Consider the following 24,153-nt stretch of genomic DNA (forward strand, 5'->3'; position numbering starts at 1 on the left):
AATAGATTGTGGAAGCTTATTCACCGCATAACTCGCATTACGTAACGCAATGGGATGCGGGAACGCGCGCACGGCCCGGGAGGCCTCATGTTTGAACCTGCCCAGCTGCGGTCCTTCCTGGCCGTGGCTGAGACTCTGAGCTTTACCAAGGCCGCGGAACGGCTGGGCCTGGCACAGCCGACGGTCAGCCAGCATGTCCGCAAGCTGGAGACCGCCGCAAAACGGGTCCTCGTGGCGCGGGACACCCGGGACGTGCGCCTCACCGACAACGGGGACGCGATGGCAGGTTTCGCCCGGAGCATCCTCTCCGCCCATGATGCGGCGGCACGCTATTTCTCCGGATCGGCCATGCGCGGGCGGCTGCGCTTCGGTACCGCCGACGACCTGGCCATCACCGGGCTCCCGCGGATCCTGCGGGAGTTTCGGCAGGTCTACCCGCAGATCAACCTGGAACTGACAGTGGGCCAAAGCGACCAGCTCTACAAGCGGCTCAATGCCGGCCAACTGGACCTGGTCTTCGTCAAATGGGTTGCCGGGGCCAAGGACGGCACGGTAGTGCAGCAGGACTCGTTCGCCTGGGTCGGCTTGGAGCAGACCTCGCTGGATCCGACCGAGCCGGTGCCGCTGATTGCCTACCCCGCCCCCAGCCTCAGCCGGAAGCTGGCCATCGACGCGTTGGAGTCCGCTGGCAGGACTTGGCGGATCACCTGCGCAACCCGGCAGATCAGCGGGGTGCTGGCCGCGGTCCGGGCCGGGATCGGGGTGGCGGTCATGCCGTCCTCGCTGGTGCCGGAGGACCTCAAGATCATCACCCGGCGCTTTGACCTGCCCCCGGTGGGCGACGTGGACTTCACCCTGATCCGAAATCCGCTGGCCAACACCGAGGTGATTGAGGCCTTGACCCAGACGATCGCCGGCCGGCCGCTGAAGCGCTCCGCTTGAACGGACCCGCCGGCGTCGGGGCCGGAAGCAGCGGCGCAGCCGGGGATACCTGCCCAGCGCCTGCGCCGATCCGTTGCGGCCTACGCGACCCGGCGCTGTACCTACTTGGATTGCATACTTACGCATACCATTGATCCACCCGGATTCGTGGCATATCCTGAGTACGTTAACGGTCAAGCAGCGGCCAACTACACCGATTCAACAAACGGATGCTGTACCTGGGTCTGCCGCACGGCGACTTCCGGAGGCGTTCGGGATAGGCCGACAATGACGCCAGCCAATAACCCCCACCACAGTCCGCTCACCGCAGTATCGTCAGGCGGTGGCCTGAAGACTGCGAGCCCGCTCTCCCAAGCCGTGCACCGCGGCTCATCCGCCCACCACCCCCGCGGGGGCCAGCTGAACCCTCACTTGCCCACCCTTGTTGAGGCCGATTACGTGGGCAGCCCGTTCTGCGAACGCTGCGGGAACGACGAGTTCATCTACCTTGAGACATTTGTTCCTGCCACGCACCGGAGGGACGGCTCCATCAACAAGCTGGGCGAAGTCACCTACTTCTGCTCCGGATGCGACGACTTCTCCGCCCATGCGGTGCCTGCCTCGTGGGTTCCGCCAGGCTGGTACTTCGGCTGAGTCCGGTCCGGGGCACGCCGCGCCCCAAAATCAATGAGCCGGGCGACCACTATTGGAGGGTGGTCGCCCGGCTCGTTTAATCCGCCTCCCGGGGGCAATGCCCTAGATCAGTGTGTCGGTGATGTGGTTGGGGGTGCCGAACCGGTGGGCGGTGATGCTGATGGCTTGCTCGTGCAGGAAGGGCAACAGGTCAACATGTCCGGATTCGGTAGCCGGCTGGTGGTAGATGGCGAGATCGGGGCGTCCGCCGGTGGCCTGGGCCAGGACTGTGTGGTTGCCGCCAAGGAGCCTGATCCGTGTGGTTGTTGTTGTCTTCGCGGCGGCGAGCCAGTCGGCGTCGTTCTGCACTGTGGTGTCGATGCCGAGGCCGGAGAAGACCGTGTGCAGCTTGGCGGGCAGCGCCTCGCCGCTGGACACCGTCAGGGTTGAGCCGGCGAGGACTCCGGCCGCGACGGTCCGGACAAGGTGGGTGAGGGGTTCAGCGTCGGAGCGGCGGATGGTCACGGGCAGGGGCCGGTAGCGGAAGATGTTCCGCTCGGCGGCCAGCCCGGTGGCGTCCCTGGCGGTGCCAAACTCGTCCGCCCAGGCGCGGGCGTCCGAGCCCAGTGCACGCTGCAATGATTCGAATTCGACGGCGGCCATCTCGCTCCGGGCAGCCTGCAGGATCCGCTGGACGCCAGGGTGCCCTGGTTCGGTGCTTCGGGCCGCGGAGCTGGGCTTGCTGGTCCAGGTGCCGAGTCCGGTCAGGTAGTTTGGACCGCCGGCCTTGGTGCCGGCGCCGACGGCGGATTTCTTCCAGCCGCCGAAGGGCTGGCGCTGCACAATGGCGCCGGTGATACCGCGGTTGACGTACAGGTTGCCCGCCTGGACGGTGTCAAGCCACAAGCCGACTTCCTCCGGATCCAGGGAGTGCAGACCGGACGTGAGGCCGTAGTCGATCTGGTTCTGGATCGCGATTGCCTCGTCCAGGGTGTCCGCGGTCATAACCCCGAGCACGGGGCCGAAGAATTCGGTGAGGTGGAAATATGAGCCGCGGCGCACGCCGTTGCGCACGCCCGGGCTCCAGAGCCTGCCGGTGTCATCAAGTTTCCGGGGCTCCACTGCCCAGGACTCGCCTTCGCCGAGTGTGGTGAGGGCGCTGAGCAGCTTGCCGTTGGCGGGTTCGATGATCGGGCCCATCTGGCTGGCCGGATCCTCCGGGTACCCCACCTTCAAGGACGTCACGGCGTCGACCAACTGGTGGTGGAAGCGCCTGGATTTCGCCACCGAGCCGACGAGGATCACCAGCGAGGCCGCAGAGCACTTCTGCCCGGCGTGGCCAAACGCGGAGTACGCGACGTCTTTGGCGGCGAGGTCGAGGTCCGCGCTCGGGGTCACAATAATGGCATTCTTACCGCTGGTCTCGGCGAGCAGGGGCAGGTCCGGGCGGAACGAACGGAACAATTCGGCCGTTTCGTAGCCGCCGGTGAGGATCACCCGGTCCACCGCGGGGTGGCCGATCAGCTGCCGGCCCAGCTCCCGCTCGCCGAGCTGAACCATGGTCAGGACGTCTCTCGGGACGCCGGCTTCCCACAGGGCCTCGACCATCACGGCGCCGCTGCGGCAAGCCTGCCTGGCGGGTTTGATGACAACGGCGGAGCCTGCGGCCAGGGCCGCGAGGGTAGAGCCGGCCGGGATGGCTACCGGGAAGTTCCACGGCGGCGTCACGACCGTGAGTGTGGCCGGCACGAAGGTGGCGCCGTCGACGTCGTCGAGTTTGCGGGCCGATTCGGCGTAGTAGTGCGCGAAGTCAACCGCCTCGCTGACCTCGGGGTCACCCTGGTCGATGGTCTTGCCGGTCTCGCTCGCCATGACCTCAAGCAGCTCAGCGCGGCGGGATTCCAGGACGTCGCCGGCGCGGTGCAGGATTTCGGCCCGCTCGGCTCCGGACAGTGCGCCCCAGGCCCTGCCCTTCGCCACGGCGGTCGCGATGACGGTCTCAAGGCTAGCCTCGTCATGGATGGTGGCCGCTTCCACGGCCGCGTTGCCCAGAGTCGAGTGCGGAACCCGCTCCAGGATGGCCCGGCCCCAATCGCGGTTCGCCGGCAGCGACGGATCGGTGTCCGGGGTGTTCGCAAAGGCGTCGCGCGGCATCGGCATGGCCGGGAGTGCGCGGTTCTGCCGCCTGTTCGGGCCGGGCACCGTGCCGTCCAAGTCGGCGAGGGAGGCGAGGAAGCGCTCCTTCTCTCGCTCGAAGAGGGAGCGGCTTTCTGGGGAGTTCCCCCCGAGTTCGAACACGGCGGACATGAAGTTTTCCTGGCTGGCGCCTTCCTCGAGGCGGCGGATCAGGTACGCGATCGCGACGTCGAACTCGGCCGGGTGCACCACTGGTGTGTAGAGCAGCAGCGAACCGACGTCCTTCCTGACCGCTTCCGCCTGGCCCTGGGCCATCCCCAACAGCATCTCGAACTCGATCCCGGACTCCACACCGCGCTGTTTGGCCAGCAACCAGGCGAACGCAATATCGAAGAGATTATGACCGGCCACACCGATCCGGATGTTCCCGATCCGGTCCGGGTGCAGCGCGTAATTGATGACGCGCTTGTAGTTGGTATCCGAATCCTGCTTCGTTCCCCAGGTGGCGAGCGGCCAGTCATGCAATGACGCTTCGACCTGCTCCATCGGCAGGTTCGCGCCCTTCACCACACGGACCTTGACCGCGGCACCCCCGCCGGCGCGGCGCGCGGCAGCCCAGTCCTGCAGCCTGACCATCGCGGACAGCGCGTCCGGGAGGTAGGCCTGGAGCACAATGCCGGCCGCCAGGTTCTTGAACTCGGGCTTATCAAGGATCCGGGTGAAGACCGCGATGGTCAGATCCAGATCCTTGTATTCCTCCATGTCCAGATTGATGAACTTCGCCACCGGGAAGGACGCCGCCCGGGCGAACAGCGGGGTCAGCTTCTCCACCACATGCTCCACGGCCTCATCAAACGCCCACGGCGAGTGCGGGGCGACCGTCGAGGAAACCTTGATCGAGACGTAGTCAACGTCCGGACGGGCAAGGAGCGTATGGGTGCCCTCAAGCCGGCGGGAGGCCTCGTGCTCACCGAGCACTGCCTCGCCCAGGAGATTGACGTTGAGCTTGATGCCGTCCTTGCGGATCTTCGCGATGGCGGGACCGAGCTTGGCGTGGGTCGCGTCAACGATCAGGTGCCCCACCATCTCACGCAGCACCCGGCGTGCGATCGGGATAACCAAGCGCGGCAGCAACGGGGCCATGGTGCCGCCGAGCCGGACGGCGCCGCGCATGTACCAGGGCAGGAAAGCGGGCACCTTGGGTGCCAGCGCCGCGAGGTTCCGCGCTGCAACTCCCAGGTCCTCGGGACGGACGACGCCGTCGACGAATCCGACGGTGAAGTCGAGGCCGTTCGGGTCCTTCAACACCCCGGCGAGCTGGGCGGCCGAGGCATCAACCGGAACGCTTGCCGCCGCGGACAGCCAGCGACGCACCAACCCGATCGTCTCTTCCGACAGGGCGGTGGCCTCAAGGACCGCAGAGTCGTCCGAAAAGGTTGCCTGCTCGGCCGCGTTGCCGGCCTTCACACCGGACTCCGTTGAAACGTTGGTCATGGCTGCACTCGTTCTTTCTCAAAAATGTGGACCGTTCTTGTTTCAGTATGCGACCGGATTTTCATAAGATAAAGCGATGTTTTTCGAGCAATACTGGTCAGAAAATCGAACGTTTTGCCCGCCACGCCAAACGACCCTCCCTCACCTCCGGCGCTGATTCGCACGGCCCTCCCTCACTTCCGTCGGGAAACCACGAAACCCTCTCCCACAAGATGAGAGAGGGTTCGCCGATCGTGGACCGGAGTTGAGGGAGCGTCGGGGGAAACACGACCGGAGCTGAGGGAGCGTCGGGGCTAGCCGATGTGGCGGTGCATCTCCACGGCTTCTTCGTGCCGGGGGCTGTCGGGATTCATCAGTGAGTGCTTTCGGCCGTAGCCGAAGTAGATGACAAGACCAACGACGAGCCAGACGCCGAATCGCAGCCAGGTCTCCCAGTGCAGTTGAAACATCAGGAACCCGGAAGCCAGTACACCGAAGGCCGGAACGAGGGGCATCAGCGGCAGCCGGAACGTGCGCGGGGCGTCGGGTTTTTTGTAGCGGAACACGATCACCGAGAAGCAGACGACGACGAACGCGGCCAGGATGCCGATGTTGGTCAGGTCGGCGACTGCCTTGATCGGGAATACCCCGGCCAGCAGTGCCGAAGCGACGCCGGCAATCCAGGTCACGCGCTGCGGGGTGCCGTGGCGGTCGGTCTTGGCGAACCAGCCGGGGAGCAGGCCGTCGCGGCTCATCGAGAACCAGACGCGGGTGACGCCGAGCAGGAAGGTGAGCATCACGGTCAGGATCGACAGCACGGCAAAGACCGAGATAATCGTGGCGATGACCGGCAGGCCGACACCGTTGAACGCGGAGGCGAAGCCGGCCTTGGGGTCGATGTCCTTGAAATTCTGCATGCCGGTGAGCACCAGGGTGGCGGCAACGTACAGGAGCATCGCGATGATCAGGGACATAATGATGGCCTTCGGCATGTGCTTCTTGCCGTCGGTCGCCTCTTCCGCTGCGGTACTCATGGCGTCGTATCCGAACACTGCGAAGAACACGGTGGCCGCGCCTGCCACCACCGGACCGAAGCCGCTGGGCATAAACGGGTTGTAGTTCCCCGTGTCGATGTAGAAGATGCCCAGGCCGATGATGAACAGGATCAGGACCACCTTGATCCCTACGGCTACAAGTTCGAAGCGGCCAAAAGTCTTGGTGCCGCGGGACAGGATCCAGGTCACGAGCAGGCAGACGGCGATCGCCGGGAGGTTGATGATTCCCCCGGTGCCCTCGTCCGGCGTCGCGGTCATCCAGGCGGGCATGTGCACGCCGATGCCGGTCAGGAACGCATCGAAATACCCGGAAATGCCGATGGCCACAACAGCCACGATCGCAATGTACTCCAGCAGCAGGTCCCAGCCGATGAACCAGCCGATGATTTCCCCGAGGGCCACGTAGCCGTACGTGTATGCCGAGCCGGCCCGGGGGATCATTCCGGCGAATTCCGCGTAGGACAGCGCGGCAGCCGCGGAGGCGAGGCCCGCGATCAGGAAGGAAAACAGTACGGCCGGTCCGACGCCGGGTTCGGACTCGCTGCCATGGGCCACCAGGCCCGCCAGGGAAAAGATGCCGACGCCGATGATACCGCCGACGCCGATGGCCGTCAGCTGCCATAGCCCAAGGCTCTTGAAAAGCCCGCTATGAAGGCTTTCTTCCTCGATGTCGTCGATTGGCTTGCGCCGCAAGATCGACCTGGTCATGTCTTGTGCGTTCATTTTCAGGGTCTCCCGTTTGGTGTGGCACCCATCAACCCACCCTGTGATGGGGGTAACTCAACGACAACAGTATGCAAGCCGGATTGCATTAGATAAAGTGAATTCTCCTAATCAATAACCATTAGATTTCACAAAGGAATAGCGATGCTGGATGTCCGGCGATTGCGCCTGTTGCGCGAACTGAAAATCCGCGGCACCCTGGTCGCGGTAGCGGAAGCGCTGCAGTACAGCCCGTCGTCGGTGTCGCAGCAGCTGGCACTGCTGGAAAAGGAGGCCGGCGTCGAACTGCTTCGCAAAACCGGTCGCCGGGTTCAGCTCACCCCGCAGGCCGAAGTCCTGGTAGCCCACACGGCCCATTTGCTGGAAACGCTGGAACAGGCCGAGGCGGACCTGGCAGCCTCCCTCACGACAGTGACCGGCACCGTTCGGATGGCCGTTTTCCAGTCCGCGGCGCTGGCACTGATGCCTGACGCGCTCACCCGTATGTCCTCACGCTATCCCGAGGTGAGGGTTGAAATGACCCAGCAGGAACCCGAAACGGCACTCCACGAAACGTGGGCCCGCGATTTCGACCTGGTGATTGCCGAGCAGTACCCCGGACACGCAGCACCCCGGTATGCCGAGCTCGACCGCGTCCGGCTCACAGGCGATGCGATCCGCCTCGCGGTTCCGCCCGCCGCCGCCGACCGCGCGGCAATAACGTCCCTCGCGGAGACCGCCGGGATGGCGTGGGTGATGGAACCCCGCGGGGCCGCGTCGCGGCATTGGGCAGAGCAGGCTTGCCGCAGCGCCGGCTTTGAGCCCGACGTCCGGTTCGAAACGGCTGACCTGCAGGCGCAGATCCGGCTGATCGAATCCGGCAACGCCGTGGCCCTTATGCCTGACCTCGTCTGGACCGGAAGAGGCACGACGGCGGATCTGATCACCCTGCCGGGTGATCCGCACCGGACCATCTTCACTTCGGTGCGGCGTTCCAGCGTCAAGCGCCCGGCAATCCTGGCCGCGCGAGAGATCCTGGCCGAGACCGCCGCGTCCATCCCGCCCGCGGGCCCGTAATATGGCGGGTCGGCGCCCCCTGGCGCACAGCGCCGCCGGCGGACCGGCGCTAGACTGGTGGCGTTATGAACCGCACAATATTCAAGTCCAAAATCCACCGCGCCACGGTCACGCACGCGGACCTCCACTACGTCGGATCGGTCACCGTGGACCTGGATCTGCTGGACGCCGCCGACATCCTTCCCGGCGAGCTGGTATCCATCGTCGACGTCACCAACGGTGCCCGGCTTGAGACGTACACAATCGCCGGCGAGCGCGGTTCCGGGGTCATTGGCATCAACGGTGCCGCCGCACACCTGATGCACGAGAACGACATCATCATTCTGATCACCTACGCCCAAATGACCACGGACGAGGCCAAGGCCTATCGTCCCAGGGTGGTCCATGTGGATAAGGACAACAACATCGTCCAGATCGGCTCCGACCCCGCGGAGGCTCATACGCCGGGGACCATGCGTCCGCCGTTCGCGCTGGATAACGCAACACTTAGCTGACGCCGAGCCGCCGCGCCGGCGGAGTGTCCACGCCGTAACGGGCACCAGGAGTAAATAAAGCTGATTACTCTTGGCAGGTGACTGCCACCCTATGCCTGACGCCGACGGCCACCACATGCTAGGCGTTCTCGCCGGATTCTTTGTGGTGTGGTGCATCATCCTGGTGGGCATGTTCGTCGGCCGGCGCGGGATCCTGGGTACGAACGCCCGCTCCGTGCTCAGTGCGTTGACCTTCTTTGTTGCCAGCCCCGCACTGCTTTTCGAAACGCTCGGCAAGGCTCGTCTGGACGACGTCTTCGCGGCGCCCCTGCTGGTCACAGCAGCCGGTGCCATCACCACTGCGGCGCTTTTCTTCGTCATTGTCCGCGTCCTCCTGAAGCGTTCCGTGCCGGAATCGCTGATGTCCTCGATGGGCGCCTCGCTGGCCAATTCCGCCAACCTAGGCATCCCGATCGCCGCCTTCGTCCTTGGCGACGCCAGCTACGTGGCTCCCCTGCTGATCTTCCAGCTGGCCTTCTTCACGCCGCTGTTCCTGATGGCCCTCGACGCCACGACAAGCAACCACCGGACCACACCGCTGGGTTTCGGGCTGATGATCCTGCGAAATCCGATGATCGTGGGCTCCGGACTCGGCCTGCTCGTGGCGGGGACCGGCTGGCGGGTCCCCGATCTCGTGATGCAGCCAATCCACCTGATCGGCGGCGCCGCGATTCCGGCCATGCTGATCGCCTTTGGCATGAGCCTCAATGGGTCCCGGCCCCTGCAGGCCTCTGCGGGCCGGCGTCTCGACACCCTGCTGGCAAGCGGGTTCAAGCTCGTTGTGCATCCCGCGCTGGCTTACGTTTTCGCGCGCTTCCTCCTTGGCATGGAAGAGCAAGAGCTATTTGCGGTGGTGGTCACGTCGGCGTTGCCCACGGCGCAGAACGTGTTCGTTGCCGCAAGCCGCTACCAGACCGGGCTCACGGTCGCGAAGGACACCGTGCTCGTCACCACAGTCGTCGCAGTGCCCGCCATGATCTGCGTGGCACTGCTCCTCGCCTGATACCGGCCAGGCCGTGCCCGGGTTGTTTCCCGCGCCGGTAGGCTGGGACCGGCTTTAGCCGGCCCGCGGAGATCCGGGGCACCAGCACAATATGGGGACAAAATGCACACACTCAGAACGCGCAGCAGCGGCGCACCCGGCGCCGTCGACTGGATCGTTTCCGGGCTGGCGGGACTGCTGCTGGTCTCAGCCACGGCCTGCGCCGCACCCGGGACAGGTCCGGCCGCCGCCCCGGCGGCCACCGCAGGCGCTACAGCACCGGCGGAGCCAGGGACGCCGGCGCCGGCCACCTCGCCCGCGGACATCACCGCCGGCCCGCGCGCCGGCAACGCCCTGGACGAATTGGCCACGATTCCGGTCAAGGGCCGGGCACCCAAGACGGGTTACTCACGCGAAGAGTTTGGCCAGGCCTGGGCCGACGTCGACCGCAACGGGTGCGACACCCGCAACGATGTGCTGCGCCGGGACCTGACAGCCCTCGCCCTCAAGCCCGGCACCGGGGAGTGTGTGGTCCTCTCCGGCGTCCTGAACGACCCGTACACGGGGACCCTGATCAATTTCCTCCGCGGCAGCACCACCAGCGCCGCCGTACAGATTGACCATGTGGTGGCCCTCAGCGACGCCTGGCAAAAGGGCGCCCAGCAACTCACCGCGGCCCAGCGGCTGTCCCTGGCCAACGACCCGCTGAACCTGCTCGCGGTGGACGGCCCCAACAACCAGCAAAAGAGCGACGGCGACGCCGCGACCTGGCTGCCGCCAAACAAAGCCTTCCGCTGCGACTATGTTGCCCGGCAGATCTCCGTCAAGTCCGGCTACGGCCTGTGGATCACCCAAGCCGAGCATGATGCGATGGCACGGATCCTCGGCGGCTGCCCGGACGCAACAATCCCTGCCGGCACAGGTACGGCCACCCCCAACACGCCGTCCCCGGCGGCGCCAGTTCCCGCAGCCCCGGGCCCCGCAGCGCCGGCCCCTGCGGCCGTGTTCTACGCGAACTGCGCCGCTGCCCGGGCGGCCGGGGCCGCGCCGCTGCGATCCGGCCAGCCAGGCTACCGCGAGCAGATGGACGGCGACCGCGACGGGGTCGCCTGCGAATAGGGATGTCGGGGTCCGGAACCTAGTTCTTCGGCAGCGCGTCCAGCAGACGGGCGCACCGGATGAAACCCAGGTGCGAGTACGCCTGCGGATGGTTTCCCAAGTGCGTTTCGGTGCCCGGGTCGTACTCCTCCGGCAGCAGCCCGGTCGGCCCAAACAGATTGACCAGCTGGTCGAACAGGTCCCATGCCTCCTCGATGCGCCCCACCGCCACGTACGCCTCAATGAGCCAGGTGGTGCAGATGTGGAAGCCGCCCTCCAGTCCGGGCAGCCCGTCGTCGTAGCGGTAGCGGAACACCGTGGGGCCCACCCGCAGCTCCCGTTCCACCGCTGTGACGGTGTCCAGGAAGCGCTGGTCGGCGACGTCCAGGAGGCCGGAGAGCCCAATGTGCAGCACCGCAGCGTCCAGATCCGGGCTGTCATAGGCCACCGTGTAGGACGCGGCGCTCTCATCCCAGCCCTCGCGCAGGACTTCGTCCCGAATGAGAGCCGCAGTGGGCGCCCACTGCGGCAGCGGCGTCCGTCCGTGCCGGGCGGCGGTGCGCAGCGCCCGGTCCAGAGCCACCCAGCACATCACCTTGGTATATATGTGGTGCCGGGGCGCCCGCCGGGCTTCCCAGATTCCGTGGTCCGCCTCCTGCCAGCGGGTTAGGACGGCAGCCGCCATCTGGACCATCAGCTCCCAATGGGCCTCGGCCAGTTCCCCCTGCCGCGCGCTCAGGGCATCGATGAGCTCGGCGATCGGCCCGAAGACGTCAAGCTGCACCTGATGGTCGGCGGCATTGCCGATCCGCACCGGCCGGGAGCCCGCGTAACCGGGCAGGCTCTCGATAATAGCCTCGGTTGACAGCGGAGCCCCGGTAACCGAATACAGCGGGTGCAGCCACTCCGGGCCCGGAGAGTGGGCAAGGATCCGGCCCAGCCAGGCGAGGAACCCCTCAGCCTCCGACGTCGAGCCGAGGTCCACCAGCGCATTAACAGTCATCGAGCCGTCCCGCAGCCAGCAGTACCGGTAGTCCCAGTTCCGCGTGCCGCCGATCCCCTCCGGCAGGGAGGTGGTGGGCGCCGCCAGCACCGCACCGGTGGGCTCGTGCACCAGGGCCCGGAGCACCAGGGCGGACCTGCGGACCAGGGACGGTTTCACCGCGGGCAACTGCAGCGCCTGCACCCAACGCCGGGAATGATGCGCGACGGCGGCACGGCGGGAGTTTTCCTCGGGCGGCGCCGCGCGGTGGAGTTCCGTGTCGCCGCAGCGCAGGTTCAGCACCACCGGACCGTGCCGCAACTCAACCTCTGCAGTCGCGGTGGCGTGGCGGCCGTCGGAGGTGATCCTGAAGCTGGCACCTGGGGCAAGCAGGATCATCGGGTCGGCGGTCCCCACCACGTGCAGCTCTGATCCACGGGCCTCCATGCTGAAGTGCGCGTTGGCGTAGTCCGGACGGGGCGCAAAGACAATCCGCGCAGTCCCCGTTCCGGAGAGCACCCGGACCAGGCTGGTGACACCCTCCGGCGCCGGTTCCAGGTAGTCGGTGACTGTCACGTCGGCCCAGCGGGTTTCCACGATCATCGTGCTGTCCACATAGCGCTGCCCCAGGACCTGCGAGGCCTTGACCGGTTCGACCGAAAAGTGGCCGGCAGCGTCACCGCCGAGCAGATGCGCAAAGAGCGATCCGGAATCCGGCAGCGGGTGGGTCATCCAGCAGATTTTGGCATCCGGGGTGATAAGGGCAGTGGACGAGCCGTTGCCGATCATGGAGTGCCGCTCCAGTCCGACGGCGTCCTCTCCGAAGAGCCAGGCCCGCCGCAGTTCAAAGAGGATGGCCAGCACCCGGGCGAAGGACTCGGGGTCCGGAAGCCGATGCGGCGCCAGGGTGGGTCCCGCCCCCACCCGCAGCGCCATGTCCGGCCCGCGCAACGTCGCCATTGCCAGCTCATCGCTCGCAGCGTCTCCCGCGTAGAGGGCTGCGCTGACGCCGAGCATGGAGCGCAACTGTTCCAGGGCGGCTGCCTTGGCCGGTTCCACCACGGAAAGGTCCAGCACCGAACCGTCCACAATCAGGGCCAGCCCATGCGCGCGGGCTATCACCTGCGCTTGCGCGGTGGCGAGCGCAACGACGTCGGCAGCGGCCGGGCGGGTGTGCACCGACACTGCGACGGGTTTCCGTTCGATGGTGATTCCCCGGTAGGCGCCCACAGTTTCGGCAAGGGCCTGGCTGGCTTGCTGCAACACGGATTCGGTGGCCAGGGACAGGCCGTGGGCATAACCCATGTCGAACTCGGCACCGTGCGAGCCGACCAGGTGGACCTCGGCCGGGAGCCGGGAGACTGCGGCCAGGTCGCGCAGGGAACGCCCCGAGATGACGGCGGCATGGGTGTTGGGGAGCGCCGCCAGCGCACGGAGGGCAATCGCCGCGCTGCCCAGCGGCAGGGTCTCGGTGGAAATGCCTTCCGCCGCGCACAGGGTCCCGCCGTAGTTGCACGCCACCAGCAGCGCCGGGGTGCGGGCCAGGATTTTAAGTTCCGCCAGGAGTTGTGGCGTCAGCCCGTCGTCGGCGGCGTTGGTCTGGACGAAGGCCCGGAGCAGGCCCAGCGGCAGGGACTTCGTCAGGAGGGCAGAGTCCGCCAGGGACTGGTTGAGCGGAGTGGGCATGTGCGGAGTCCTTTGGTTAGTCCCCCATGCCTGCCTTGAGTGCGCCCGCTGCCGGGCGTACTCCCAGTATTCGCTGCACCCCGTTTCCCTCGGGTGTCCCGGCGGTTGCAGTTATGTAAATTCCGCAACCGCCGGTACCGCATCGGACGTCGACGGTGGCTGGACGCCGGAGCCTAGACCCGCACGAGTCCTGCGACGTCGGCCAGAAGCTGTACCGAACGCAGCCGGGAATCGGTGGCATTGCTCTGGTGCGCGACGATCAGCTCGTCGGCGTCAGCATGCGCGGCGAATCCGTCCAGGTATTCCAACACGGCGTCGGGGGTGCCCACGGCCGAGTACTTCATCATCTGGGCGATGTGCTGGCCCTGCGGCGACTCCAGGACCATGTCCGCCTCGTCGTCGCTGAATTCGCGGCCGTTGCCGAAGAACAGTGAGACCCTGGCGCGTTTGGTCGCTTGGAAGTTCTGCTGCGCCTCGGCTGCGGAATCCGCCGCGATCACGTTGACGCCGGCAATCACGTGCGGGGCGTCCAGCTGCGCGGAGGGCTGGAAGTCGCGGCGGTAGATGGCTACGGCGTCCCGCAGCGCGTTCGGCGCAAAATGCGAGGCGAAGGCGTAGGGCAGGCCCAGCTGCGCAGCGAGCTTGGCGCCGAACAGGGAGGATCCCAGGATGTACAGGGGGACGTTGGTGCCCTTGCCCGGGGTGGCTTCCACGCCCTGGATGCGGGTGGGGCCGGTCAGGTAGCCCTGGAGTTCCAGCACGTCCTGCGGGAAGCTGTCCGAAGACATCGGGTCGCGGCGCAGGGCACGAAGCGTATTCTGGTCGCTGCCGGGCGCACGGCCCAAGCCAAGGTCGATCCGTCCAGGGTGCAGGGTCTCGAGGGTGCCGAACTGCTCGGCGATAGTCAGCGGTGAGTGGTTTGGCAACATCACCCCGCCGGCGCCGAGGCGGATACTTTCGGTGTGCGCGGCAACGTGGGCGATCAGCACACTGGTGGCCGACGAGGCGATGGCCGACATGTTGTGGTGCTCGGCGTACCAGACGCGCCGGTACCCCAGCTTCTCGGCGAGTTGCGCCATGGCCACGCTTCCCGCCAGGCTCTCGGCCGCCGTCTGGCCCTTACCGATGGTTGCCAGGTCAAGGATGGAAAGCGGAACAGTCACGGAAAAGCCGGCCTTTCGTAGCGGGGAATTCTCAGTAGCCGCACCGGATCCCGGTGCGGGCACACTGTAGACAACGACGCCGGGCCCCGGGATATTTCTGTGCCAGCTGTGGCGTCCCCCATGCTCTTTCCGGGCTGAGGCTCAAGGAGGGGGATAGTTGCAGCCCCGTCCGCCGGAGCCGAACTCCGGCACTGCGACGCGTCCGGAATACTCAGCTGGCTCAGGGAGTTGCCGCCCCTATGAGCCATAACAACTCACAGCATCCGCAAACATCCGCCACGATCGCACTCAAGGACCTGGGCACCGTCCATCGGCTGGGATTCGGCGCCATGAGGATTGTTGGGGACGGCGTCTGGGGCGAGCCAGCCGACCGCAACGCCGCCATCGCCGTCGTCCGCCGTGCGGTTGAGCTCGGTGTCGACTTCATTGACACCGCTGATTCGTACGGGCCCAATATCAGCGAGGAAATCCTGGCCGAGGCACTGCACCCGTACAAGGCGGGGTTGAGGATCGCCACCAAGGTCGGGTTCACCCGTACCGGCCCGCACGAGTGGGTGCCGCTGGGCCGGGCCGAATACCTGCGCCAGCAGACCGAACTGAGCCTGAGAAAACTGAAGGTCGACGCCCTGGATCTGCTCCAGCTGCACCGGATCGACCCCAAGGTAGACCCGGAGGAGCAGTTCGCTGTGCTTCGTGACCTGCAAAACGAGGGCAAGGTGAAGGCCTTGGGCCTGTCCCAGGTCAGCGTCGCAGAGCTCGAAGCAGCCGGTAAGTACTTCACCGTTTCCACCGTGCAGAACCGCTACAACCTGACCGACCGCAGCTCCGAGGACGTGCTGAACTACGCCGAGGAGAACGGGATCGGATTCATCCCCTGGGCGCCGATCTCCGCGGGCGAACTTGCTCAGCCCGGCGGCCCGCTGGATGCGGCTGCCAAGCGGCTGGGCGCCACCACTTCGCAGGTGGCCCTCGCCTGGCTGCTGCGCCGCTCCTCAGTGATGATGCCGATCCCCGGAACCGGTTCGGTCAAACACCTCGAAGAGAACCTGGCCGCTGCCGGCGTTGTCCTGGACGACGCCGCCTACGCCGAGCTCCAAGCCGCCCACTAAGTCCCCAATATCAACGCCGGCCCCGTGGCCGGCAGAACAGGAGCCTGACATGGCTAACATCCTGATGGTCGTATCCGCCGCCGATTCCCTCACCATGCGCGACGGGAGCGAACACCCCACCGGCTATTGGGCTGAGGAACTGGTCGTTTCGCATCAGACCCTGCTCGACGCCGGGCACACCGTCCACCTCGCCACCCCGGGCGGCGCCAAGCCCACTGTTGACCAGGTCAGCCTCGCACCCGAGGCCGCCGGCGGCGAGGAACGGGCGAACGGATTCCGCGACTACATCGCCACGATCGACGCTGAGCTGTCCGCGCCGCTGGTGCTTGCCGACGTCAGCATCGCCGGCTACGACGCGGTCATTATGCCCGGCGGCCATGGCCCGATGACCGACCTTTACGAGGACAAGGACCTTGGCAAGCTCCTGGTTGCGGCGAACGCCGACGGCAAAGTCATCGCACCGTTCTGCCACGGCCCGGCCGGCCTGTTGAGCGCCACGGACGACGCCGGGGCGTTTGCTTTCGCCGGCCGCCGCCTCACCGTGTTCACGAACGAAGAGGAACTCAACGGCGGCACCGGCCCCAACACGCCGTGGTTCGTGGAGGACGAGCTGAAGGACAAAGGCGCCATCGTCGAAACGGCGGCTGCCTGGAGCTCCCACGTTGTGCGCGACGGCAACCTGATCAGCGGCCAGAACCCGCAGTCCAGCGAGGCTGTGGCGAAGGAAGTTCTCAAGGCCCTCGCCGAATAGCAGCATAAAAACAACATCCGCTGAAGCCGGGTCCGGGCCGCCGGACCCGGCTAAGCTGTCCGCATGGCCATCAAATCCACCGCAGACAAAGTCGCCACCATCCAGCAGGGCTACACCCTTCAGGGGCCCACAATTGAGCTGGGTGCCGCGATCGTCGACGGCGAGGTCCACAAGGACGCTCCTGTCCGGCTCCCGTTGTCCATGATGAACCGCCACGGACTGGTGGCCGGGGCAACGGGCACGGGTAAGACCGTGACCTTGCACATGATGGCGGAACAGCTTTCCACCGCCGGGGTCCCGGTGTTCCTGGCGGACATCAAGGGGGATCTCTCCGGGCTGGCTACAGCCGCCACCGGCAGTGAGAAACTCATCACGCGCACGGCGGGGATCGGGCAGCCCTGGTCCGGCAAAACGTTCCCGGTGGAGTTCCTGGCCCTGGGCGGGGACGGCACCGGGATCCCGGTCCGCGCCACTATCACCTCCTTTGGGCCCGTCCTGCTTTCCCGCGTTATGGAGCTCAACGAAACGCAGGAATCGAGCCTGCAGCTGGTCTTTCACTTCGCGGACAAGAACCAGCTCGAACTGATCGACCTCAAGGACCTTCGCGCGGTCATCCAGTTCCTCACGTCCGCGGAGGGCAAGGACGAACTTGAGGAACTCGGCGGGCTTTCGAAGTCGACCGCCGGCGTTATCCTGCGCGAGCTGATCACCCTTGAGGCGCAGGGTATGGAGAAGTTCTTCGGCGAACCCGAGTTCGACACCGCAGAACTTTTGCGCACCGCCCCGGACGGGCGCGGCGTGATCACCTGTCTGGAGCTGCCCACCCTGCAGACCAAACCGATGCTGTTCTCGACGTTCCTGATGTGGCTGCTGGCCGATCTGTTTGAGGACCTGCCCGAGGCCGGCGACCTGGACAAGCCCAAGCTTGTGTTCTTCCTGGACGAAGCCCACCTGCTCTTCAACGGCGCCTCGAAGGCGTTCCTGGCTGCGATCACCACCACCGTACGACTGATCCGGTCCAAGGGTGTTGGCATCTTCTTCGTGACCCAGACCCCCAAGGATGTTCCCGCCGACGTCCTGGGGCAGCTCGCGAACCGGGTGCAGCATGCCCTCCGGGCCTATACGCCCGAGGACGCGAAGGCGCTCAAAGCCACCGTCTCCACCTTCCCGGTGAGCGATTACGATCTGGCGGAAACCCTTACTTCCGCCGGGATCGGCGAGGCGGTCGTTACCGTGATGAACGAGAATGGTGCCCCGACGCCGGTCGCACTCACCCGGCTGCGCGCGCCGGAATCGGTGATGGGTCCCAGCGCCGACGCGTTGATCGCCAGCACCGTGGCCGGCTCCGCATTGCTGGCCAAGTACGGCACCGCCGTCGACAATGTCTCCGCCTATGAAAAGATCTCCGGGAAAGCCTCGCCGGATACGGGACCCGCCGCCCCGGCTCCCGCCGGTGCCGCCAGCACCGACGTCGACGCCGAAGCCCGGCGGATCGAGGAGGAAATCCTGGGCCGTCCCAGCAGCCGGCCCGCCGCGGCGCCCGAACCACGCGAACCCCGCGAGTCGCCCCGGCAGTCCCAGCGCAGTCCGGCGGCGGACGGCGGCAGAGCCGGCGACCTTTCCGGTGTCCTGGGTGGCGCCCTGGGCGGCGGGCTGAAAAGCATGGCACGCTCGCTGGGAACCCAGCTCGGCCGCGAACTGCTGCGCGGCGTCTTCGGTACCGCCCCGAAGCGCCGCCGCTAAGGTCCGGCGGGACGGCGTCCCCAGCCCACGCGATCCGTGCGGGCCGGGCGCGTCCCTAACGACAAGGGAATTCCTGCAGGGTGCAGGTAACGTATGGTAAGTGCAAATGAGTCAGGCGTTGGTCAGGATCGCAGCCGGGTGGCTGCTGGGCCTGATGCTTGCCGTGGCCGGGGGCATCGTGACGGTCAATCTGGTCAACGGATCCCTGGCAAGCCCGCAGCAACCTGTCCGGGAGTATCTGGCTGCCCTGCAGAACGGCGAGGGCGGGAAGGCCCTCGGCTTACTGCATGCTTCCGTTCCGCAGAGCAACGCGGCCATGCTGGACGGCACCGCGCTCCAAACGGCCGCGGCCCGGATCAGCGGCGTGAAGTACGGCGCGGCCGAGGACCGCGGCGGCAACCAGGTGATGGTCCCGATTGACTACACGATTGACGGCAGCCAACTGCGGACCGAATTCCTGCTGGAACGCTCGGGAACCGAGTGGTTGTTCTTCCACAAGTGGGCTATTGTTCCCGCTGCGCTGCCGGTCTTGAACGTCACAGTGGTCAACTCCAGCGAGGCGATCCTCAACGGGGTTCCGGTGAACATGCCCAGCGGCAGGAATTCCTTCGCGGCTTTTTACCCGGGCGAGTACGAGGCGTCCCTCTCCGGTGAGTACTTCTCCGCCGCACCGACCAAAGCCACACTCTCCGGCCGCGATGTCCCCGCCGCTCCGCTGAATCTGCTGACCGAAGCCACCGACGGGCTGAAGCAGGCGGTGGACGCCAAGGTAAAGGAGTTCCTGGACACGTGCGCCGACACTGCGGACAAAGAGCAGAAGCTCCAGCCGGACTGTCCGTTCTACCACACCACCTTCAACCAGGTGGTTCCCGGCACGATCGACTGGAGTATCACCGAATACCCCACCATCAGCATCGAACCGTTCGGCGGACGCTGGGTGGTTGCCCCACTGAACGGCACGGCGCGGATCACGGCCCGGCAGGTGGACCTGTTTAGCGGGGCAACCACCGAACTGAACGCCGTCCACGACTTCAGCTTCACCACCCGCCTGGACGTGGACGCCGACTCGGTCAAGGTCACACCGCTGCTGAGCTACTAGCACGGGTCAGACCGCGAAGACCGCCGCATCCTGGTCCCGGCCGCCCGCACCCTGCACGGAGGGCCGGGCACATTCCGTCCGGCGGCACCAGCCAGGACTTCAGTCCATCCCGCGCAGGTCCAGTACCAGTTCGGTGTCGCCGTCGGCCTGCAGCAGCACCGGGATGCCCCAGTCCTGCTGGTAAAGGTGGCAGGCGGCGTGGTCCGGGATCTCCCCGTCAGCTTCCTCGGGTCCGTCGCAGGCAGCGGCGCGGGCGGTAATATGCAGGACACCTTCCGGAACGTCGGAGGCTAGTTCCAGGGTGCGCATCAGGCCCACCGAAGTCCCCCCGCCGGCCACCAGCAGTTCCGGCGGGGTGGAGGAGATCTTCAACTGGGTGGGGTCGCCCCAGCGGTGGTCCAGTTTCTGGCCGGTGGGGGCTGTGAAGCGGACGGTGAGCTCAAGCTGCCCGGGCGCCACCGGGCTCTTGGGCCGCTGGGTCTGGGCTGCGCCCTCGTCCACCTGTTGCGCTTCCTTGGGGATGGGAACATAGACCAGTTGGTGCTTGTTCGCTTCCACCACTACCAGGAGCGGCTCGGCGCCGGCCACCTGGGTGTGGTCCACAATCACGTCAGAGGGTTCCGAGAGCCCACGCGCCAGGGTGGAGACGGTGCCCGCGACCGGGTCATAGCGGCGGACCGCACCGTTGTAGGTATCTGCGATGGCTACCGAGCCGTCCGGCAGTACCGTCACACCCAGCGGGTGCTGCAGCCGGGCCTCGGCGGCCTGCCCGTCGCGGAAGCCGAAGTCGAACAGGCCCTTGCCGATGGCCGACTCGACGGTGATGGCGCCGCCGTCGCCGACTATGAGCTTACGCAGCGCTGAGGTTTCCGAGTCCGCCACCCAGATGTTGCCCTCGGTGTCCTCGGCGAGGCCTGAGGACTGGGCGAACCATGCTTCCGCCGCCGGGCCGTCAAGGAGTCCCTCGAGGCCATTTCCGGCGATGATGGACACGGCGCCGGAGCGCGGGTCGAAGCTGAAGATCTGGTGCACCCCGGCCATGGCGACCACCACCGCGTTGAGTTTGCTGGACCAGACAACGTCCCAGGGCGAGCTGAGCGAAACGCGCAGCGGATCCGCCTCGAGCCGGGCGCCATAGGCGGCGCCTTCCTCATCCACCCGGGCCGGTCCGGTCTCCAGCAGCCGCTGCACGCCGTTGCCGGCCAAGGTGCTGACGGCTCCGTCGGCCAGGGACAGCCCGCGCAGGCGGTGGTTCACGGAATCGGCGATAACGACGTCGTACCCTGCCGCCGCCGCGGCATCCGCCGGGAGCAGCACCAGACCCTGCGGTTCGTTGAAGCGGGCCGCAGCGGCGTTACCGTCGGCATGGCCCTTCTCGCCGGACCCGTAGGTGGCAAGCACAGTCTGGAAGTCAGTGGAGAGTTCTACCAGGCGGTGGTGCCCGGTGTCGGTGACGAGCCAGGAACCTGCTTCCGAAGCATCTCCGGCGCCACGGCCAGCGGGAAGGTACAGGGCCTTGCCCGGAAACCTCAGGGTGTCCGACGTCGGCTCCGGCGCCACATAGGGGCCGTCGCCCCGGTGCAGCGTGCCCTTGGCTTCGTGCTCGGCAATCAGCTCCGGAATCAGAACGGCGAGACCATCCGCGTGGCCTTCACCGGAGAGGTGCGCCACGATGTAGCCCTCTGGGTCAATGACCACCAGGGTGGGCCAGGCCCGGGCCGTGTAGGCCTTCCAAGTGTCCAACTCTGGATCATCGAGGACCGGGTGGCTGATCTCATAACGTTCGACGGCAGCCGCCAAGGCCACCGGATCCGCCTCGTGCTCGAACTTGGGAGAATGCACCCCGACGGTGACGAGGACATCGGAGTACCGCTGTTCCAGCGGGCGGAGTTCGTCAAGTACGTGCAGGCAGTTGATGCAGCAGAAGGTCCAGAAGTCCAGCAGCACGATTTTGCCGCGCAGGGATTCCAGGTCCAGTGACTTGCCGCCGGTGTTGAGCCAGTTGCGGCCCACCAGTTCGGAGGCCCGGACCCGGAGGTGGGTGCGTACAGTTTCGGTCATGAGCGTCCTTCCAGCTTTGAGCTGCGTTCGTCCAGCCGGGCATCGCGCTCGGCCAACTTGGCAAACATATCGTTGTAAGCAGTGAGATCGGCGTTGTTATTCCGGTCCGCCGCCCGGTCGGTGCGCTTCGACTCGCGCGCGTCGGAACGGGACCACATCACGGCGACGCCGATCGCCACCAGCAAGGTGGGCACCTCGCCGATGCCCCAGGCCACCGCGCCGCCCATCTGCTGGTCCAGCAGCGCTGAAGGGCCCCAGGCCCGGCCCAGGTTGCCGAAGTAGTCCGCGGCCAGCAGCCCGGTACCGCCCATGATCGCTACACCGAAGAAAGCGTGAAAACCCATCGTGGCCAGCAGCAGCAGCAGCCGCATCGGGTAGGGCGCACGCCGGGGCAACGGGTCGGTTCCGAGCATGGTCAGCACAAAGATGTAGCCGGTGAGGGCAAAATGCAGGTTCATCAGCTCGTGACCCACGTGGTCGCGCATCGCGTAACCAAACGCATCCGAGTAGTAGAACAACACGATCGAACCGGCAAAGTTGGCGGCGGCGAACAGCGGATGCGTCACGAGCTGGGAGAACTTCGAATGGATGAAGATCAGCAGCCACTCGCGTGGGCCGCGGGAGCTGTCCCGTCGCGGCGTCAGCGCACGCAGTGCCAACGTTATGGGGGCCCCGAGGACCAGGAAGATGGGAACCACCATGGTCAGGGCCATGTGATCCACCATGTGCGCGGAGAACATTACCCGGCCGTAGACGGCTGGCGGGCCGGAAGTCACATAGCTCAAGAGCACAAGCCCGATCACCCAATTGACTGCCCGGAACCAGGACCAGGAATCCCCACGCCGGCGGATTTTCCGCAGGCCCAGGATGTAGGTGGCGAGGCCAAAGGCCGCCGCAGTGAGCCAAAGCCAGTCAGGACGCCACTCTGTCAGCCAGCGCTCCGGGGTGAGCTCCGGTGGCAGTTCGTAGCCGGACAGAATGAAGGCCGGCGAGGCGGCCGGCAACAGGGCCGGATCCTGCGGCGGTGCCGATCGGCCAAGCGCGACGGCGATGCCCGATGTCGCGCCCATGATCAGCAGCTCAGCCACCACAAGCTGCCAGAGCACACGACGGGCGGACAGGCCGCCGGCGTGGCTGCCGAGCTGCGGGATCACCCACCGCCGGTGCATTAGTCCGATACCGCCAAGGACCAGGGTGGCCGCTGCCTTGGCCAGGATCAACTGCCCATAGGAAGAACCGAGGAGATTGTTCCAGGACGTGAGGCGGATGCTGGCGTTGATCACCCCGGAGGCGAAGACCATGATGAAGGCGAAGCCCGCCAGTGCGGAGAAGCGCCTGAGCGTCGGCTCGGTGATGTCCCGGCGGCCACCGGCCGCCCGCTCCGCCGTTGTGCCGCCCAGCACGCCGGAGAGCAAGGCCAGGGTGATGATGCCCCCCACCCAGGCCGAGACCCCAACCAGATGCAGCCCGAGCGAGTTAATGGCACCTTCATGATCAGCCGAACTGGCGGAGTGGCCGATCAGCGCCGATGGGACGAGCCCGACCAGCGAGAGAACCAGGGTTGCCGCCAGTCCTCCCATCGAGCGGACGCCGAAGAGCGCAGTGGTGACCACGGCTGCGATGATGACAACGGCCAGCCAGGCGCGGCCGGTTTCGATGTCCGTCATAAAGTAGACCAAAGAGCGGGTGAATTCCGGATCACCGGAGATCGGTTGGCCGGCGATGTCCGAGTAGCTCATTACGAGCACGGCAACCGCTGACAATGTCCAGAGGGCCCCCGCGGCGGCGGCGACAGCCAGCGCGCGGCTGAAGGCAGGATGCTCCGGGGCGTCCGGTGCCTTGGAACGGGACCCGGCGAAGGACCGCGGCAGGACGCCGACGGCGAACAGCAATCCGCCGATCACGGTGGCAAGCGAGACGTTATGCACTGCCTTGCTGACCGGCAGGCCCCAGCGCACCATGGCGCCCGGGTCGGAGACCGACCGCGCTGCAGCGGCGCCGGAGAACAGCAGGGCCGCCACAAGGCCGAGGAACAACGCGGCGAGTCCGGCGTACAGCCAACCCCTGGAGACAGCTGCAGGGCCCGCAACAGCACTTCGCGCTCCCCCCGTAGGGGCAGGAGCGGCGGCGGCGGGGCGGGGTTTTGCTGCGGAAGGCACAGCTCCATTGTCCGCTACGCCCCGCCTGCTCACCGAATCGAGCGCCGTCCCAGCCGCCTCGGTATGGCCGCCGGAGCCGGGCCCCAAGGAAAAAGGAGCGGCGACCCAATGGGTCGCCGCTCCTTTTAAGCCTTTATGGAAAGCTACTTCTTCTTGGAAACCGCAGCCTTCAGCTTGGAGCCGGCGGTCAGCTTGACGCTGTGGCCCGCGGCGATCTGGATGGTCTCGCCCGTCTGCGGGTTGCGGCCGGTGCGAGCGGCACGGTCGGTGCGCTCAACTGCAAGCCAGCCCGGGATGGTGATCTTCTCGCCGGCGGCGACAGAGGTCTCGAAGACCTCGAACAATGCATCCAGCACGGAGTTGACGGCTGCCTGGCTGGTGCCGGCCTTGCCTGCTACCTCTGCAACAAGTTCACTACGGTTCTTAGCCATTTATGTCCTCCTGGACGGTCATGATTTTTGGAGCCTGCACACGGCATGCGCACAAGCCACTGTTCGAAAACTTACCAGCTTGCCGCGGTCGAGGCGGCAAATTCCGCGTGTTTTCGGCCTTTTTTGAGGAAAAAACCTGGAATCAGGGCCTTTCCGACCCCGATTTCGCCAACAGCGGACGGCCCACGCCGTCGAGCTCCTGGCGTGGATTGATGGGCGGCGGTTTCCCCGCTGAGCCGGGTGGGGTTCCCGGTGGGGGTGTTTTTGGGTGGGGTGTTAAATGCGGGAGGACCCCCAACGTGGTTGGGGGTCCTCGACCGTTTAATGATGTTCCGGCGGTGACCTACTCTCCCACACCC

17 protein-coding genes are annotated in these 24,153 nt (G+C 66.3%); 10 read left to right on the forward strand and 7 right to left on the reverse strand.

Annotation, left to right across the window (positions count from 1 at the left end; all coding sequences use genetic code 11):
* The first annotated feature begins 87 nt into the window (after positions 1-87).
* Together QMG72_RS13635 and QMG72_RS13640 are read left to right on the forward strand one after the other, a co-directional pair.
* Positions 88-942: a LysR substrate-binding domain-containing protein gene (locus QMG72_RS13635; protein ID WP_226775208.1), complete on the forward strand. Its 855-nt coding sequence runs from the start codon at positions 88-90 to the stop codon at positions 940-942.
* 267 nt (positions 943-1,209) lie between these two features.
* Entirely contained in the window at positions 1,210-1,575 is a 366-nt protein-coding gene (locus tag QMG72_RS13640; protein ID WP_226775207.1) for a hypothetical protein, read from the forward strand.
* 102 nt (positions 1,576-1,677) lie between these two features.
* On the opposite strand, the gene QMG72_RS13645 is transcribed toward QMG72_RS13640, so the two are convergent.
* Both QMG72_RS13645 and QMG72_RS13650 read right to left on the reverse strand, forming a co-directional pair.
* On the reverse strand, positions 1,678-5,184 hold the full coding sequence (locus QMG72_RS13645; protein WP_282359011.1) for a proline dehydrogenase family protein: 3,507 nt from the start codon (positions 5,182-5,184) through the stop codon (positions 1,678-1,680).
* A 293-nt stretch (positions 5,185-5,477) separates the two neighbouring features.
* Positions 5,478-6,926: an amino acid permease gene (locus tag QMG72_RS13650; RefSeq protein WP_396021294.1), complete on the reverse strand. Its 1,449-nt coding sequence runs from the start codon at positions 6,924-6,926 to the stop codon at positions 5,478-5,480.
* A gap of 159 nt (positions 6,927-7,085) precedes the next feature.
* On the opposite strand from QMG72_RS13650, the gene QMG72_RS13655 reads away from it, so the two are divergent.
* The 4 genes from QMG72_RS13655 (at position 7,086) to QMG72_RS13670 (ending at position 10,631) form a co-directional block, all read left to right on the forward strand.
* Positions 7,086-7,997: a LysR substrate-binding domain-containing protein gene (locus QMG72_RS13655; RefSeq protein WP_226775204.1), complete on the forward strand. Its 912-nt coding sequence runs from the start codon at positions 7,086-7,088 to the stop codon at positions 7,995-7,997.
* Positions 7,998-8,062: 65 nt separating this feature from the next.
* Complete coding sequence (gene panD, locus QMG72_RS13660) at positions 8,063-8,491, forward strand: aspartate 1-decarboxylase (protein ID WP_226775203.1); 429 nt, start codon at positions 8,063-8,065, stop codon at positions 8,489-8,491.
* Positions 8,492-8,606: 115 nt separating this feature from the next.
* Complete coding sequence (locus QMG72_RS13665) at positions 8,607-9,533, forward strand: AEC family transporter (RefSeq protein WP_226775495.1); 927 nt, start codon at positions 8,607-8,609, stop codon at positions 9,531-9,533.
* Between the two features lie 102 nt (positions 9,534-9,635).
* Positions 9,636-10,631 carry a GmrSD restriction endonuclease domain-containing protein gene (locus QMG72_RS13670; RefSeq protein WP_226775202.1) on the forward strand — a complete coding sequence of 332 codons (996 nt, stop codon included), beginning with the start codon at positions 9,636-9,638 and terminating at the stop codon, positions 10,629-10,631.
* Positions 10,632-10,650: 19 nt separating this feature from the next.
* Here QMG72_RS13670 and QMG72_RS13675 read toward each other — a convergent pair whose 3' ends face one another.
* The gene (locus QMG72_RS13675) at positions 10,651-13,278 is read right to left on the reverse strand and encodes a trehalase-like domain-containing protein (RefSeq protein ID WP_226775201.1); all 2,628 of its coding nucleotides are present in this window, start codon (positions 13,276-13,278) and stop codon (positions 10,651-10,653) included.
* A gap of 173 nt (positions 13,279-13,451) precedes the next feature.
* Positions 13,452-14,441 (reverse strand): LLM class flavin-dependent oxidoreductase, encoded by a 990-nt coding sequence (locus QMG72_RS13680; RefSeq protein WP_226775200.1) that lies wholly within the window; start codon positions 14,439-14,441, stop codon positions 13,452-13,454.
* Between the two features lie 239 nt (positions 14,442-14,680).
* Between QMG72_RS13680 and QMG72_RS13685 the strand changes: the two genes are divergently transcribed.
* The 4 genes from QMG72_RS13685 to QMG72_RS13700 all read left to right on the forward strand — a co-directional run bounded on the left by QMG72_RS13685 (position 14,681) and on the right by QMG72_RS13700 (position 19,143).
* On the forward strand, positions 14,681-15,550 hold the full coding sequence (locus QMG72_RS13685) for an aldo/keto reductase (RefSeq protein ID WP_226775199.1): 870 nt from the start codon (positions 14,681-14,683) through the stop codon (positions 15,548-15,550).
* 49 nt (positions 15,551-15,599) lie between these two features.
* The gene (locus QMG72_RS13690; RefSeq protein WP_226775198.1) at positions 15,600-16,301 is read left to right on the forward strand and encodes a type 1 glutamine amidotransferase domain-containing protein; all 702 of its coding nucleotides are present in this window, start codon (positions 15,600-15,602) and stop codon (positions 16,299-16,301) included.
* A 63-nt stretch (positions 16,302-16,364) separates the two neighbouring features.
* The gene (locus tag QMG72_RS13695; protein ID WP_283480809.1) at positions 16,365-18,044 is read left to right on the forward strand and encodes a helicase HerA-like domain-containing protein; all 1,680 of its coding nucleotides are present in this window, start codon (positions 16,365-16,367) and stop codon (positions 18,042-18,044) included.
* A gap of 106 nt (positions 18,045-18,150) precedes the next feature.
* On the forward strand, positions 18,151-19,143 hold the full coding sequence (locus QMG72_RS13700) for a hypothetical protein (protein ID WP_282359017.1): 993 nt from the start codon (positions 18,151-18,153) through the stop codon (positions 19,141-19,143).
* Between the two features lie 99 nt (positions 19,144-19,242).
* On the opposite strand, the gene QMG72_RS13705 is transcribed toward QMG72_RS13700, so the two are convergent.
* From QMG72_RS13705 to QMG72_RS13715, 3 genes are all read right to left on the reverse strand, one after another.
* Positions 19,243-21,204: an NHL domain-containing thioredoxin family protein gene (locus QMG72_RS13705; RefSeq protein WP_283480810.1), complete on the reverse strand. Its 1,962-nt coding sequence runs from the start codon at positions 21,202-21,204 to the stop codon at positions 19,243-19,245.
* Positions 21,201-23,363, reverse strand: coding sequence for a bifunctional copper resistance protein CopD/cytochrome c oxidase assembly protein (locus tag QMG72_RS13710; protein WP_502913811.1), 2,163 nt, complete (start codon positions 23,361-23,363; stop codon positions 21,201-21,203). Before QMG72_RS13710 ends, QMG72_RS13705 begins: the two co-directional genes overlap by 4 nt.
* A gap of 143 nt (positions 23,364-23,506) precedes the next feature.
* Positions 23,507-23,794 carry an HU family DNA-binding protein gene (locus tag QMG72_RS13715; RefSeq protein ID WP_024367639.1) on the reverse strand — a complete coding sequence of 96 codons (288 nt, stop codon included), beginning with the start codon at positions 23,792-23,794 and terminating at the stop codon, positions 23,507-23,509.
* Positions 23,795-24,153 lie beyond the last annotated feature (359 nt).

This window comes from Pseudarthrobacter sp. PH31-O2 (assembly GCF_030063265.1).
Lineage (GTDB): Bacteria > Actinomycetota > Actinomycetes > Actinomycetales > Micrococcaceae > Arthrobacter.